The following is a 15040-nucleotide window of genomic DNA, read 5'->3' as shown; positions in this document are numbered from 1 at the left end:
TATTAAAAGTGCCCGGCTCCATGCCAGGCACTTTCTATTTACACATTATAAATCTTCCTTCTTTCATGATTGGCACGATGTTATTCACATTGAGCTGGCTGCAATATCGGACATCTGTCTCATAACCTCGTTCCCGCAATTCACGCCCGCTTCCGCAATCCCATATCAAATCTTTTAATCGATTTACCGAACTATTAAAGGCTCCTGTGCATACTTCCGCTTCCGGTGATTTTTCGCCATTCAGCTTGGCAAGGATCGCACCTGCCCCTAAATAATCCTCAACCGAAGGGCGAAGCCGGTCTTCATTTTCATGAGTACCATCCCACATTTCCCCGCATGGCACTACTGTAATACCTGTTCCTGTTTCCTGCTGGATCCTTTCCGCAGTGGCTGCAACAGCTGAAGCATTGAGCAATGACCCTATTAATAGAGCAGGTACCTTAGATGCAATCCACGAACAATAAGCTCCATTGAGGGAAGATAAAACATACTGATTATTTCGATGCTCCTCATTGAAGGTCACCGGCGATAAAGTCGGTCGCCCACCCCTGGCTGCTTCTGCCCTGCCGAGAATGTATTCTGCTCCAATACTTTCCGCATATTTAATTCCATCCAGTTCAGGCGGATATGGAAAAATGATTGCACCCGCGCTCAAAGCGGAAACGACCGTTGACGAAAAACTGAGAACATCGACAATAACAACAATGTCCCCTCGCTCTGCCGCTTCCCTGGCCCCACGCCTTCCCCATTCTATCTTGCATTCATAAGGAGACTGACTAAACATTACGCTCACCTCATCTTTCCTATGGAAATTAACTATTCTCCTTTTTACTGCCTATTCCTTCTCAGCCTTCAGCCCTATATAAAAATCTGTCTCTGGCTCATTATGAATCTTCAACTCAAGGGATAAAATGGAAATATCTTAAAGGAACTTAAAAGTTTCTTATTTTTTACCACAGACATATTACCACCACCAGTATTTATAGTGAAAAATAATTAAAATTCACAAATAAATAGTTATTTTTTCCTAGTAATATGTGTATAATCTGTTTTTGGGTGAATAAAATAGAAAATTTTTACATTCCTATTTTACGATAATATCGGGGAGGATTTTATGAATTTATTGAAATTTATTGTTCAGAGAAAAATCTTAGTCAGCTTAATGGTTGTGTTAGTTTTATTGATTGGCAGCTTTTCGGTTTTAAAGCTGGATAAAGAACTATTGCCATCAATTCAAATGGATGGTGCTTACGTTGAGATCAATGCGGGGGATATGCCGGCAATTGAAGTAGAAAGAACCATCACTACCCCGCTTGAAAAGAAAATCCTCGGCATCGAGGGAGTGGAAGAAATCCAATCCACAAGCAGTATCGGCAGAAGCTCCTTGAGGCTTGCGATTGAACGGGGCCGTGGGGATGATGTGTTCAAGGAAGTTGAATCAGTCATCAATTCCACAACCTCAAGTATCATCGGCATTAAAGATGTGGTGGCCGCTCAATCCGGCACAAACCAGGCCTACGACTTCTTCATGGATGTTTCTGGCTCTGACATGGAGAAAATGACTGCGTTCGCAAAAAACATCCTTGAACCAAGGCTAGAAGATCTTCCTGAAGTTCGTGATGTGTCACTATCTGGAATTTCACAAAAAGAAGTTACTGTTGAATTAAAGCGTGACGAACTCACAACAAGTGGGCTGGATGCAACACAGGTTATCGGTGCGATTCAGCAAGCAAACAGTGAAGCTACATTGGGCCAGTTGAACAGTGAAACAAATTCACCTTCTTTGAGATGGAATACGCAATTGGAATCTGTTGAGAATATCAAAAACCTTCACATTCCTGCTCAAAATGGTTTTATAAAGCTTTCTGAAATCGCGGACGTTTCCATTCAACCATTGGAAAACTCCTCTCTTGTCTGGAAAAATGGTACGAAGGACTTTATCTTTATCCAGATTGGAAGAGTATCTGATGCGACACAAATAGAGATGGCTGAGGCGGTTCGAAAGGAAATTAAAAAGATTCGAAACGAAGGTTTGGTTAGCGGCTTTGAAATGAACGAAATGGTTGCCCAGGCTGATTATGTGAAGGAATCCATTGATGGAGTTACAAGCAATATCCTGATTGGAGCTGGGATTGCAGTTGTGATCCTTATGCTGTTTTTAAGAAATATCCGAGCCACATTGATTGTCGGGCTGTCAATCCCAACATCGGTGCTTCTCACTTTCGCTTCAATGTGGATGTTCGGTTACAGCTTTAATATTTTGACATTGATCGGGCTTGGACTCGGAATAGGGATGATGGTTGACTCATCTATTGTTATCCTTGAATCCATTTATCGTAAAAAAGAACTTGGCCTTAAGAGCATGGGTGCGGTAATTGAAGGAACTAAGGAAGTTGCTACAGCCGTACTGGCGTCAATGTTGACGACCATTGTTGTTTTCCTGCCAATCGGCCTTCTTGGCGGTGAAATGGGCTCATTCATGATCATGCTGTCAGTGGTTGTCGCTATAACCTTAATCAGTTCCGTTATAGTATCCTTCACTTTAATCCCTTCTCTGTCAGAGAAATTTTTAAAGTTAAGAAAGGAACAAAAGGCTCAAAAAGAAGGGCCACTGTTGCGCACTTACAGCAGCATTATTTCATGGACGATAAAGAAAAAACGTCATAGCTTTGCCATTATCGGTCTGTTCTTCCTAATGCTTGCCGGATCGCTTATGCTTGTGACGAAGATTCCGATGACCATTATGCCGGATATGCTGAATCGTTATGCCGAAATCATTGTTCCTGTTGAGCCAGGTTTGAGTCTGGAGGATAAACAGGAAGTCGCATCAGAAATGAACAAAGCCTTGGAAAGCGTCACAGATGTTGAAACAAATTATATTATGGATTCCGGTAATATGATGTTTGCCGTCATCAACATGACAAAGGGCGATGAGATTACCAGGGAACAAAAAGAAGTAAACGAAGAAATCCTTAAGGTTCTAAGAGATCTCGAAGGTAAGGTACCAGTTAAAGGTGCACAGGCTGCGATGTCTGGTGGTGGCGGCTCACCTGTTCAAATTAATATATCTGGCGAAAGTTTCGATGAGCTCAAAACAATTGCAGATGGTTTTACGAAAGAGCTTGAAGAGATAGACGGGATTGTCGCGGTTGAAAATTCCATTGAAAGAACGTCGGTTGAACAGGTTGTCCAGCTTAAGGAAACTGAAATTGAAAAATCTGGGTTATCACAGCTGCAAATTAAACAATTTATCGAGCAGGCGTTTTTACAAATGCCTGTAGGAGAGCTAAAAATCGATGAGGAGAATGTTCCTCTGACAGTGAAATGGGATGAAGCAACCACTTCAAAATCAGAGCTTCTCGACCTGGAAGTGCCAACTCCATCTGGCGAGAAAAACCTTTCTGCGTTCATCTCACTAGCAAGTGTCGAAAATCCGAACGAAATCAAACATACTGATGGCGAACGATTCATTTCCATCTCTGCTGATATTGAAGGCAAAGACCTTGGCACCATCAACCGCGAAGTCCAAAAACTGATGGACCGCTATGTTGTACCAGCGGGTTATAGCATTGCACCTGCTGGAGACCTAGAGCAGCAGCAGGAAATGATTCAGGATATGATTCTGATCCTTGCTATTTCCATATTCCTTGTATACTTGGTCATGGCGGTACAGTTCAACCACCTTGGCCACCCGTTGATCGTTATGTCCGTCATCCCGATGACAATTGTTGGTGTGATACTCGGGTTGTTCCTGACCCAGCGTGAATTAAGCGTCATGTCAGGCATGGGCATCATCATGCTGATAGGTATCGTATTGAATAATGCTATTTTATTGATCGACCGCACGAACCAGCTTCGCAATGAAGGCTACACAGTACAGGAAGCACTTGTCGAAGCCGGGAAAAACCGCATACGCCCAATCCTGATGACAACACTGACAACAGTTGGCGGCATGCTGCCATTAGCAATGGCTACAGGAGGATCAGGCAATTACCAGGCACCAATGGCAACTGCCATCATCGCTGGTCTAAGTTTCGCTACCCTGATCACCTTGCTGCTGATCCCGGCAGTTTACCGCATTTTCACAAAAAGTGCAGAAAAAAGACGCTGGTTCAGCAGGAAAGCCAAGAAAAGTAAAGAAACCATCACACCTGTTCCAGAAATATTGAGCTAAACATCAACGAGGCAAAACGACTTCGATCGTTTTGCCTCGTTGTTTCTTTTATGATAGGTTTTCACGCAGCATAAACCTTTTCTTATTTCCCCTTTTCGTTCCCTCACTGTCTTTCGGGGGAAGCATCTAATCGTATTACCTATTAATATAATTTATAAAAGTGCCTGACCGAGGTCAGGCACTTTTTATGTTACTGCAATGTTCCTCCAGCCTGTACGTAGCGGGCATTGAATTCCTGTACGAACTGGTTGGTGATGGCTGAGTCATGGATGATTAGCATGTTTTCATCATTTACATTGTTTCCGTTGTTGCTCCAGTTTGTCGATCCGACGATGACAGTTGGATCACTGTTTGTGTCGGCGTCTATCAGCATTGTTTTGCTGTGGAGCTTGCGTGTTTCTGCGTCAGCATAGACAGGAGCCGGATTGTTCCATCGTGTATTTGGGTTATTGACGCTTGTCTGTGTAGCAGTCCGGCCTGTCATATCGACACTTGCAGACCACCACTGGTTCCAGAAATCAGAGTCGAACAATCCTTTTACATCAAATCCCGTCAGGGTTCCTTCCATGTCATTGTAGGACCCTTCCCACTTATTCTTCAATTCATCGGTGAGTGCCTGGTCGCTCCATGCAAAGATCGAGAAATATGTATTGAAATGGGCTTCATTGCGAATCAAATCAGCCATTTTCCCAACTGCATTATCCCCCGCTGAAAAATAGATCTCTACCTTTTTTCCATTGATATCAATAACATGTGTTGTATTGTCAGTTTTACGCGTGCTGAAATTCGAGACGACAGGATCTGGATTCAATGTATTGCTGCCCCACATCTCATTGAATTCAGTTTCATAGATACCTGCTAACTGAGGCCAGTTAATTTCGATGATTTGATTCTGGTTGCCGTCAAGGATGCCCTGCTGCATGTTTTCATCTGATCCATATAGGCCGGTGACGGTAAAATTCCACGTGCCTGTAAACACCCAGCGGTCGTCGACGATTGCGAATTTATTGTGCATCTGGTTTCCAGGGCCGTAGTAGCTTTCTGCTGCTTTCGCCTCTGCATCAACAAACATTCTGCCTGTCGTCGTACTATTCCCAACAGTGACGGTTACTTGTGCAATATCACTTACACTGGCTGGCAATCCTTTAGCTGCTCTTTTCGCACTGTCTTCCACTGCAAACATTGGCGAGTCTGAAAAGACCACTATGTCATCAGCTGTGCCCATTTTCGCATCCTGGCCACGAGCCATTTTTTCCAGGTAAAGTCGCATAGTTTCAAAGCGTTCCGCATAGTGAGGATCTGCTGCGTCCTTAGAATCTGCAATCACACGCACATCGACACCCTGTGCTGCTTTCTGGATCAATGTATCAACTACACGCGGTAGGTTGATTTCATATGTAGCAAAATCAATGCTTTTTGTTGCCGAGTTGAGCCTCTTGATTAAAATATCCTCAAAGTTCACATTATAATTCGCTTCGTTCCCTGCTGAAGCATATTGAGGGAATGCGCATTTATTAAAATAAACATTCATTGCTCCTTCAGCTTCTGAAACATTATTCAGGCGCTGTGTTCTATCGTCACATACACTAGGAGCTTCTGGAGGATTAGAGCCGCCGCCAGCATCGCCACCTGACCCGCTGCCATCAGTTCCAGTTGAATTGAAGGCCTTTGGTGTTCCAAGTCCATCGGCATAGCTGGCATTGGCAGTTGCCCAGTTCGTGGAATCGAGACCAGAAACGGCTGGGTCGATTCGTTCCATTGTTGCTTTTGCCGTATTATCGCCTGCATACCAGCTGTCAACCTCGTCGACTACAGCACCGGATGCATCAATCAATTTAAGGTGTTCAACAGTATTTCCTAACGAGCCGCTGTAAATAAGGTCAGCTTGTATTTCAGTAACGGATTGGTTATCTGTTTTCTCAAGTAAAAAATAACTGTTTGCTGGAAGAGTGCCGCTTAGCGCAATAGCCGGGGCACCATCAGCTGCGTTCAGCTGCCAGCCGTCAAGCAGCACATCAGAACCTGAATTGTTATAAAGCTCGATCCATTCATCACTGTAGCTGTTGTTCGTGCCCATCCAGGCAACTTCACTGATGACCACATTCGCGGTTTCAGCTGCATTCACGGTTGGTGTACTGGTCAAGAATGACGGGTAAAGAGTTGAAAACAATAAAATAATTGCTGGTAAAATAGACATCATTTTCTTCAACTTTGACTACCTCCTCGAATATAAATCCAAGATAATCATAATGTAAAAAAGTTGTCGAAATATGATGAAATTGTAAATTTTGCGAAAAATGATTCTTTTTGAGGAGTTTACTCTTGTATGATAAATCACAAACGAATCTATTGACCTAGCAACCTACCAGCCTGTTCCATTTCCGTCCTTAAAAAAAGATACCACTCAAATTGGTATCATTTCTGCTGTTATTCTTTTACTTATAAAAGCTTAAAATTTAATAATGTCGGTTAGGGATGTGAAAACACCCCTGACTGGCATTTATAAATGTCTCACTTCATTCATCCGCCACCAGGATAAATTTGGAATTTCTAGAGAACCAACACTTACCGTCTCCCCAATCCTCGGCGTGGCAATTTCGACCCCTGATTCTTCCGCTGCCCGGACCGCCCTCTCAACCGGATCATGCCAGGCATGAAGCGACAATGTGAATGCTCCCCAATGGACAGGTATTAACAGCTTTCCTTTCACATCTTGATGGGCTTGAACCGTTTCTTCTGGCAGCATATGAATAGCTGCCCAGCGAGCATCATACTGGCCGCATTCCATAAGGGTTAAATCAAATGGACCATATTTCTCGCCTATTTCTTTAAAATGAGGTCCGTAGCCGCCATCGCCGCTGAAATAAACTTTTGTATCCCGGCCAATGATGACCCATGAGCACCAAAGTGTGGAATTTCGGTCGGTAATTCCTCGCCCAGAAAAATGGCGGGCCGGGGTACAGGCAAGCTTAAGCCCTTCGAAGGTGAACTCATTCCACCAATCATGTTCCTGGATATTTTCAGAAGGTATTCCCCAACGTTCCAGATGTGCCCCAACTCCAAGAGGGGTTATATATTGCTTTACCTTCCCCTTCAGTTTCATGATCGAACCAAAATCAAGGTGATCATAATGGTCGTGTGAAAATACAACCGCATCTATAACTGGCAGTTCTTCTATCCTAAAAGGCAGCTCCATGCTGTAGCGCTGGTTCCTTACCGGAAATGGTGTAGGAGCCTTCCCGAACATCGGGTCGAATAAAATCGTCTTGCCCTCGATCTCCAGCAGGAAAGCGGAGTGACCAAACCAGGTGACCTTGGCTGCTGAATCTCGATTAACTTTTGGAGAGAATGAAACCATTGGAACGGCGGCACGTGGCCTTCTCTCTGGATTGCCCTTTAAAAAGTCCATCATCATTGATATCATCGAGCTGAAGCTAGTATCCCATCCTGTCTGAAGCTGATTTTCAAACTTGCCGTTTCTATATTGCGGGGATTGGGCGTAGATAGCCCTCTTTTCATTGGAATGCTTTCCCCCAAAAGCTGGGTAGTAATTCAGGACAGCATAAGCAATCACGACAATCCCCGCTAAAATCAATAATATATATAGCATCATTTTTTCTCTCCATGGCTGAAAGATCAGCCGCCAATTTCATGTATTTGTTCAGAAGGATAGACAGTTACCCCTTGAATGTTTTTCTGGGCAACGCGATACATAGCCGAAGCCACAGTTCTTCCTTCGATCGCTTTAAATTTTTTTAACGGCCCGGCAAAAAGAAAAGGCACTTTTGTAAAAATAGCAGCTGCCGCTCTCTCCCCAAGCCTGAATTCTTCCCGATTTCCAAGCAAAAGGGATGGGCGGAAAATGGCTGTTGTTTCAAATGGGATCTGCTTGATTTCTTCTTCAAGCTTTCCTTTCATTTTCGAATAAAAAATCGGAGAATTTGAGTCGGCATTCATCGAGCTGACGAGCAGAAACTTCCTTGCTCCCTGAGAACTGGCTAACCGGGCAATCTCCACTGGATAATCAACATCTATTTTCCACATCGCTTCCTTTGTTTTGGCCTTTTTGATTGTTGTGCCCAGACAGCAGAATACATCGTCCACGGCAAAAATCTCTTTGGATTGTTCGAGTTGCTCAAAATCCACAACTCTTTCATCGAGCTTAGTATGGTCAAGCTCCACCGGCCTCCTCACAATCGCGATGACCTTATCATATTCATTCGAATTTAATAAAAACTGCAGCAGTTCCTTTCCAATCAAACCGGTTGCTCCGGCAATCAAAGCTGTTTTTCCCGCCAAGCAAGTAACCCCCTAATAATAAGCATGATACTTTATTATTTCATAATTTGCCTGATAAGAAAATTTTAAAACAGCCAGCCCAAAAATGGGACTGGCTGCATTTTCCTTAGTCTACCTGCCGTTCCTTTTGCAATTGTGCTCTTCTCGCAGCAATAATCAAGTCTTCCACCGGAGACACGCGTCCAAGTTCATCTTTATGGACAATATGTTTTCGTTCGAATTGCGTTGGGCTGTCGACTCCTGCTGCGGCTGCCAGATTATAAAGGCCCTCTCGGAGCGACACAATATAGTTGGCGACCCGGTACATTTTTTCATCCACAACCAGCCCATCCTGAAGTTTCTTATCCGTGGTCGCTACACCCGCCGGGCATGTATTCGTGTGGCATACCTGAGCCATGATGCAGCCGACGCTGATCATCATTCCGCGCGCAATATTCACGAGGTCTGCTCCCATTGCCAACGCGATCGCGATTTTATCAGGAGTGATCAATTTCCCTGAAGCAATCAGCTTCACTCTGTCTCTTATTCCGTATTGCCTTAGCATTTCATCGACGACTGGAAGGGCAGAATTAATCGGAAGTCCAACCGTATCCGCCAGCTCCTGGTAGGTTGCTCCTGTACCGCCTTCCCCGCCGTCTACTGTGATGAAATCTGGGCCTTTCCCGCTTTCTTTCATGTAGGATATCATGTTTTCGAGCGCATCCATATCACCGACGACGATTTTGATGCCTACTGGCTTGCCGCCAACCGAACGCAATTCTTCAATCCAATCAAACATGGATGGGACATCGCTGAATTCATAGAATCGGTTTGGACTGTTAATTGTCTTCCCGACTTCAACAAGACGGATTTTAGCGATTTCTTCGCTAACCTTTTCCCCTTCTACATGGCCTCCGCGTGTTTTCGCCCCCTGTGCCAGCTTGATTTCAAAAGCTTTTACCTGAGGCATTTCACTTTTCTTCTTGAACTCCTCCCATGAAAACTCTCCGTTCGGCTTACGGACACCAAATAAATCAGGACCGATTTGCATCATTATATCGGGATTTCCGGCGAGATGATGATCAGATAACCCGCCTTCCCCCGAATTCATCCACGTTCCGCCAGCCAGTCCGAGCCCTTTTGACATTGCCTGGATCGCTTTCTCGCCAAGTGCACCATAGCTCATTGCCGATTGGCCTACCTGCCCTTTTACTCTAAATGGATAGCGGCAAGTATGTTCACCAAGCACGACAGCGTCATCATCCTGCAAATAATATGGGTCAGCCAATTTTGCCTCGTTATGTTCTTTCCTTGTGAAGAGGCCCTCTCCATCAATCTTGTACACTCTTGTTTTTATTTTTTTCGCATTATCTACCTTCATTTCATCAGTCAACTTAGGAAAAAGCGTATTTCTGATGTAAAAGCCTTCCGCCTCGAAATCCTTTAATGACCCGAAACCTATTAATCTTTCTTTATACTTGCCTGCTTTAACGACATCCTGGTATTCCTTGCGCGAAAAAGGTTTCCCTTCATTGTCAGCATCAAACAAATACTGTCTTAGCTCCGGCCCGATATGCTCTGTAAAATAACGAACTTTCCCGATTACGGGGAAGTTCCTTAATATAGAATGCTGCTTTTGCTTGTCGTCTTTAATATATAAATAGATAAATAGCACGACCGGCACCAGAATGATTAAAGCTATGAAAATAAACAGGCCAATCACTAGAAGATCCGTTAAACCCATTTAAATCCTCCTTTCCTATAATGAAGCAAGTGCTTTGGATACAACCGTATCTCCTTCTGCTACCTCGAACGTTTTGTTAAAGGCTGATTCCACTTCAAGCGACATGACCAGTACTTCTGCCAGGTCCTCCCGTGAAATCTCAAGCTCTTTTGAATCCAGCGTGATTGCAGCTGAAATTTTTCCATCACCAGGTTTATCTGTCAAAGCTCCTGGCTGCACGACAGTGTAGGTCAGGTTTGCCTGCCTCAGTAATTCATCAGGCATCTCTTTTGCCCCTATTTCCCGGCTTTCATCGTCTGCCGTTTCATTAGCCATGATTGCGCTCATCATGACAAAACGCTGAACTCCCTGTTTTTCAGCTTCTTTAACAGTTTCGATCACCGATTGGTGGTCAACCATGACCGTTTTTCCAGATTGGCCTTTTGGATTAATCCCTGTCAGATAAATTGCCGCATCATAACCATGGAACAAAGACGTGAGCAAGTGCTCTTCATAGACAACCACATCAGTGGCCCCACGGTTTTTCAAGAGTTCGGTTTGGTTCTCATTGCCGATGACCGCGCAGGATGTATATCCCTTTTTCATAAGCTTGCTGACCACATGCTCCCCGACACTGCTGTGTGCACCGAAGACGATAACTTTCATTTGCGTTCCCTCCTCATTTCTAATACTTTTGTAAAAAAAGAGAAACAGATTCCTCCGTCTCTCTTTTTCATTTATCTTATTGAATCATTCGGTTCCAATGACGGTGGGCGGTAATCGCCTCAATGAATTTCTCACTGTCGTCTGCTACTTCTTCGCTGTCACCGAATACGACAACACCAGGTGCAGTTTCGAGTTTGCTTCCTGCTGCAGCCAGCATTTCAGCCGCTTCTTTTCCAGCTCCGACGGCTTTAAAATGGCTGAAGGCCTCATCGACAAAGTAGGCAGCTTCTTTCTTCTGCTTCAGGCTGTCGACGCTTTCCTGTCCTCCAGCGACATATAAAGCATCAAATAGAACAGAACTGCTTGTAAGAAGTGTGTGCTGTACCTCAAGCTCTGTACCGTCATCTCCCTTGATCATACCAAGATTCTTGCTGACGATTTCAGCCATGATGGCGTTCTTTTTCAACTTTTCCATCAAACCTGAAACTTCCGCTCCATTGAAGCCATTGTCAGCAAGGATTGCAACCTTCCTTGTATTCGGCAATTTCACTGTATTCATCTGGCTCAAAGCAGGTGAAGTCAGGGTAACTTCCGCTGGTTTGCTTGCAGGCTTTTCAGCCCCTAAGTTTACAGCTGCCTGTTCAGCCAGGAAGGTATCAATATTGCAGAGCATCTCGACCACCTGCTGCTGTACATCCTTGCTTTTTACTTTTCCGAGTTCAAAACTGAAGGCATCGATCATATCATTTGGACGCCAAGTTCATATTCATGGTAGTTCCCTATCTCGATTGCATCGAATAGATCACGGCGGTGGAAATCCGGATTAACTGTTCACAAGATGAACTTCCGCAGGATGCCACAATTGACACACTTACGGTGATGCTCCTCTATGGACGTATACCACAAGGCAAAGCCCGCTAAACGATTATTTAGCGGGCTTTGTTTTTCAGTAAACTGCTTTCGCTTTAATTGTTGCTTTCAAGTTTACGAAAGGAGCCTTTACAAATTTCCATTTAGGTATTCTTTCGCTTCCTCAGTGGAAGCGAATGGCTTTATAAAGGTGATTTCCTTGCCGTCGTTGGCAACTGCCAGGAATCCATCCGCTACCTGGATAATATCCGCAGAAACATTGTTTTGCCCTTCAGGTTCAACAGTATCAGCAATTGTTGCCTGTCCCTTATCCACCCAGGATTGGACCTCAACAGCGTAGGCATCATAATCCATTCCTTCATAGAACCTCTCTTGCAGGTAATCAGTGGTCACCGGGTCCTCTTCCGTCTTTACTTCCGTATCCGGCGGACCCTCCTGGCCGATTTCGGAATCATCAGCACTGCACCCAGCCAGAACTCCCGCGGCTGCTAAAGATATAAGTAGTTTCTTCATAAGATCCTCCTTGTCTTAAGATTCTCTTAAAATACTTATACCCTTTTAAGCAAGCGGAAAAAGTTTTCGTGATATTTGGTTGGAATTGGCAGACGCTCTTTTTAGCAGGTTACTGTAACTGGTTTTAAAATCTCCGCAACCGGTAATAAATTTTTCCCAACCGGAAATAAAACTCCTCTAACCGGTAATATATCCTTAACAACCGGAATTAAAATTGCTGCGACCGGAAATATATCATACCAAAAGGGAAAACCCACCTTCCAAAATGGTCTAAGGAACTCGTTTTTCGCATAAAAAAACAGGATTCTAGCCAGGAACCCTGTTTTTCGTACTTATTTTCACTCAGGTGCTGTGAATGAACGCTGTGCGAGTTCATTTTCGAGCATGAAGAATGCGTTGCTGTCCTGGTCTATGCGGCGCAGCTTTTGGATCAGGCTGTCGAACAGGGCTTCTTCTTCTACCTGTTCCTCGATGAACCATTTCAGGAATGTCATGGTTGCGTGTTCGCGCTCATCAAGTGCGATATCCGCAAGATTGTAGATGCGGCGCGTTACTTCCTTTTCGTGCCCAAGTCCTTTTTCAAAAACATCAAGAACAGACTCGAAGTCGTTTGATGGTGCGTGGAATCCATCGAATGTCACGCGCTCACCCATATCGTTAATGAAGTTGTAAAATTTCATCGCATGGAACCGTTCTTCCTCAGCTTGTACCAAAAAGAAATTCGCAAAACCATCCAAATTCTCCGCTGAGCAATACGCAGCCATTGCCATGTACGCGTGCGCAGAATAAAACTCATAATTCATTTGTTCAACCAATCCATTTACCAGCTTATCACTAATCATTGTGATTCCTCCTCAATCCATGCAGCTTTTTTCTTTTTTTACGCTACCATAGTTATTTTGCCTTCACAATCGAATTTTACCCTTTTCTCCTCCGTAAAACCATCGTTCTAGCCTAAAATGGCGGTGAAAACAAAGAGACAGTCCCGGAAGCCAATTAACAGGCCTCCTGAACTGTCCCTATCTCATTAAAACAACTCTAACAACAGATCCCAAAAGCCTTTCTTTTTCTCAGGCTCTGCTTTCTTCGTTTCTTGTTCTTCTTTTTCAATAGCTTCCGTTTTTATTACAAATTGTACGGAAGTGACCTTTTCATTTTTAGCGGAAACAAAGGATACTGGCTCAAAGTCAGATTTGTCATATTCCTTGATCATCTCATTGATTTCCTGTTGCATTTGCTCAGGCAGATCTTTCGTTTCCTGATGCAACTCACTTGTTCCGTTATGGAGTTCGCCGACCCCATTATTTAATTCGCTTGTGCCTCCCGCCAATCCAGCGATTCCTGAGTGCAGCTCACTGTAAGAAGAGGAAAGCTTGCTTACTCCTTTTGTGTAACCTACCAAACCGGTATGGAACTCTCCATAATTGGATGACAAAGCTGCAAGACCTTTCTGCAATTCGCCTAGTGCACTCGTATCCATATCCTCAAGTGATGCGGAAAGTTCGTTGGCAATTGCTGTAAGCGACCCGCTCATTTCTTTTACTGATCCACTGACCTGGTTCAACGTAGGGTCCACGGCTGCAAAAGCTTCTTGTACTTGCGCATATGTTCCCTTTACTTTCTGAGCTGCCTTATAGGACTCAACCAGTTTATTGACTACATTTGTATCAGCACCGCTGCTAAGTAATCCAGTTATTTCATCCTCGGAAAGCTGATGAGCGGGGATTTCCTTGATTGCACCATCCAATGCTCCATATGCCATCGCGTAATTATCACGCAAAGTTATTAGTCCATCTGCTGCTTGATTCAGGCCATTTGCTAGCTGTGTCAGATGACCCGGCAGTTCACTCAGGCTCGTCATGTCCATCTGGGCAGAATCCCCTGATAGTGATGCGCTGATTTTTTTCAATGCATCGCCAATGGAACGTGATGCTCCTGTTAATTCAGATGAAGAACCGTCCAGCTGATTGATTCCATTTTTATATTGTGCAGAACCATCACGAAGGCTTGCTGATCCTCCATTCAAATGGGAAACACCCTTTTTCAGGTCAGCAACCCCATTATTCAATTCACTGATTGCATCTGATAATGCCGACATGTCATCCGTCATGCTTTCCATCTCTGAAGTATCGATTGGCAGTGTAGATGGTACCGCTGCAATATCAATGCCATTGAATTCAAAATCCTCGACATCTGCTTCGGCACTAAGGCTCTCCTCTTGCCCAGGCATGACTGTAAAAGTAATTTGTTTGTTCTTTCCGGCATTTGCTACCATGCCGCCAGACGCTTCAATGTTTTGATAATTATTCGAGAGCATGAAGGAGATTTGCAATAAGTAATTCTCAAAATAGACTGCATCTGCATTTTCATTCGCTGCAGTATCGATTTTGATTTCTACATGGCCTTCTTTTCCCGCAAGCTCAGACGCTTCAACCTCACGTCCATCAAGCAAATAGGTAATCTCTATATCCCATGGCAATTCAGCATTGTCTTCCATGTTCCCCTGATAATAAAACTTTCCTTCAGGGGCATCGATTTGGACTGCCTGCCCGTTTTGATTCAGTTCGGACAGATCAGTCAGGTTTTTGACGCTGCTATACTGCCCAAAATCAATAATTTCTCCAGCCTTCGCTACTTCCAAAGTATTGACGACATAAATATCATCAAGTTCTCCATTGGCTTTTAACGTAGCATACACCACTTCATCCTTAGAAGTGACTCTGCCTTCCGCTTCTGCCGCAGCAGCATAATTAAGAAATGAAGGCAAGAAGATCATCAAAGCGAGCGCAGCAAACAGTATTTGTTTTGTTCTCATC

12 protein-coding genes are annotated in these 15040 nt (G+C 44.1%); 1 reads left to right on the top strand and 11 read right to left on the bottom strand.

What is annotated here, in order from left to right:
- Positions 1 to 34: 34 nt before the first annotated feature.
- Positions 35 to 784 (bottom strand): 2-phosphosulfolactate phosphatase, encoded by a 750-nt coding sequence (locus tag DYI25_RS20030; protein ID WP_213372217.1) that lies wholly within the window; start codon positions 782 to 784, stop codon positions 35 to 37.
- A gap of 330 nt (positions 785 to 1114) precedes the next feature.
- On the opposite strand from DYI25_RS20030, the gene DYI25_RS20025 reads away from it, so the two are divergent.
- On the top strand, positions 1115 to 4174 hold the full coding sequence (locus DYI25_RS20025) for an efflux RND transporter permease subunit (protein WP_213372215.1): 3060 nt from the start codon (positions 1115 to 1117) through the stop codon (positions 4172 to 4174).
- Positions 4175 to 4364: 190 nt separating this feature from the next.
- On the opposite strand, the gene DYI25_RS20020 is transcribed toward DYI25_RS20025, so the two are convergent.
- From DYI25_RS20020 to DYI25_RS19975, 10 genes are all read right to left on the bottom strand, one after another.
- Positions 4365 to 6374 carry a phospholipase D-like domain-containing protein gene (locus DYI25_RS20020; protein ID WP_249745601.1) on the bottom strand — a complete coding sequence of 670 codons (2010 nt, stop codon included), beginning with the start codon at positions 6372 to 6374 and terminating at the stop codon, positions 4365 to 4367.
- Between the two features lie 300 nt (positions 6375 to 6674).
- On the bottom strand, positions 6675 to 7787 hold the full coding sequence (locus DYI25_RS20015; protein ID WP_249745562.1) for an MBL fold metallo-hydrolase: 1113 nt from the start codon (positions 7785 to 7787) through the stop codon (positions 6675 to 6677).
- Between the two features lie 23 nt (positions 7788 to 7810).
- Positions 7811 to 8473 (bottom strand): oxidoreductase, encoded by a 663-nt coding sequence (locus DYI25_RS20010; protein WP_213372213.1) that lies wholly within the window; start codon positions 8471 to 8473, stop codon positions 7811 to 7813.
- A gap of 106 nt (positions 8474 to 8579) precedes the next feature.
- On the bottom strand, positions 8580 to 10196 hold the full coding sequence (locus DYI25_RS20005; RefSeq protein WP_213372211.1) for an FMN-binding glutamate synthase family protein: 1617 nt from the start codon (positions 10194 to 10196) through the stop codon (positions 8580 to 8582).
- Positions 10197 to 10211: 15 nt separating this feature from the next.
- The gene (locus tag DYI25_RS20000) at positions 10212 to 10841 is read right to left on the bottom strand and encodes an NAD(P)H-binding protein (protein WP_213372209.1); all 630 of its coding nucleotides are present in this window, start codon (positions 10839 to 10841) and stop codon (positions 10212 to 10214) included.
- A 76-nt stretch (positions 10842 to 10917) separates the two neighbouring features.
- Positions 10918 to 11583, bottom strand: a complete 666-nt coding sequence (locus DYI25_RS19995; RefSeq protein WP_213372207.1) for a DJ-1/PfpI family protein — start codon at positions 11581 to 11583, stop codon at positions 10918 to 10920.
- Positions 11580 to 11630, bottom strand: a complete 51-nt coding sequence (locus DYI25_RS22835) for a hypothetical protein (RefSeq protein WP_425374538.1) — start codon at positions 11628 to 11630, stop codon at positions 11580 to 11582. The genes DYI25_RS19995 and DYI25_RS22835 overlap by 4 nt, the downstream gene beginning before the upstream one ends.
- 210 nt (positions 11631 to 11840) lie before the next feature.
- Complete coding sequence (locus DYI25_RS19985) at positions 11841 to 12224, bottom strand: hypothetical protein (protein WP_213372205.1); 384 nt, start codon at positions 12222 to 12224, stop codon at positions 11841 to 11843.
- A gap of 338 nt (positions 12225 to 12562) precedes the next feature.
- Positions 12563 to 13066, bottom strand: a complete 504-nt coding sequence (locus tag DYI25_RS19980; protein ID WP_213372203.1) for a ferritin — start codon at positions 13064 to 13066, stop codon at positions 12563 to 12565.
- 185 nt (positions 13067 to 13251) lie between these two features.
- Positions 13252 to 15039 carry a YhgE/Pip domain-containing protein gene (locus DYI25_RS19975; RefSeq protein WP_342032545.1) on the bottom strand — a complete coding sequence of 596 codons (1788 nt, stop codon included), beginning with the start codon at positions 15037 to 15039 and terminating at the stop codon, positions 13252 to 13254.
- Position 15040: the final 1 nt, after the last annotated feature.

It is taken from the genome of Mesobacillus boroniphilus (assembly GCF_018424685.1).
GTDB classification, from domain to species: domain Bacteria; phylum Bacillota; class Bacilli; order Bacillales; family Cytobacillaceae; genus Mesobacillus; species Mesobacillus boroniphilus_A.
The sequence above is the reverse complement of the archived record's forward strand: the minus strand, read 5'-3'. Positions and strand labels throughout refer to the sequence as shown.

What these genes read in the sequence shown, in the direction of transcription:
- DYI25_RS20030 (WP_213372217.1), bottom strand. Translation starts at nt 784, where the DNA reads ATGTTTAGTCAGTCTCCTTATGAATGCAAGATAGAATGGGGAAGGCGT.
- DYI25_RS20025 (WP_213372215.1), top strand. Translation starts at nt 1,115, where the DNA reads ATGAATTTATTGAAATTTATTGTTCAGAGAAAAATCTTAGTCAGCTTA.
- DYI25_RS20020 (WP_249745601.1), bottom strand. Translation starts at nt 6,374, where the DNA reads ATGATGTCTATTTTACCAGCAATTATTTTATTGTTTTCAACTCTTTAC.
- DYI25_RS20015 (WP_249745562.1), bottom strand. Translation starts at nt 7,787, where the DNA reads ATGATGCTATATATATTATTGATTTTAGCGGGGATTGTCGTGATTGCT.
- DYI25_RS20005 (WP_213372211.1), bottom strand. Translation starts at nt 10,196, where the DNA reads ATGGGTTTAACGGATCTTCTAGTGATTGGCCTGTTTATTTTCATAGCT.
- DYI25_RS20000 (WP_213372209.1), bottom strand. Translation starts at nt 10,841, where the DNA reads ATGAAAGTTATCGTCTTCGGTGCACACAGCAGTGTCGGGGAGCATGTG.
- DYI25_RS19995 (WP_213372207.1), bottom strand. Translation starts at nt 11,583, where the DNA reads ATGATCGATGCCTTCAGTTTTGAACTCGGAAAAGTAAAAAGCAAGGAT.
- DYI25_RS19985 (WP_213372205.1), bottom strand. Translation starts at nt 12,224, where the DNA reads ATGAAGAAACTACTTATATCTTTAGCAGCCGCGGGAGTTCTGGCTGGG.
- DYI25_RS19980 (WP_213372203.1), bottom strand. Translation starts at nt 13,066, where the DNA reads ATGATTAGTGATAAGCTGGTAAATGGATTGGTTGAACAAATGAATTAT.
- DYI25_RS19975 (WP_342032545.1), bottom strand. Translation starts at nt 15,039, where the DNA reads ATGAGAACAAAACAAATACTGTTTGCTGCGCTCGCTTTGATGATCTTC.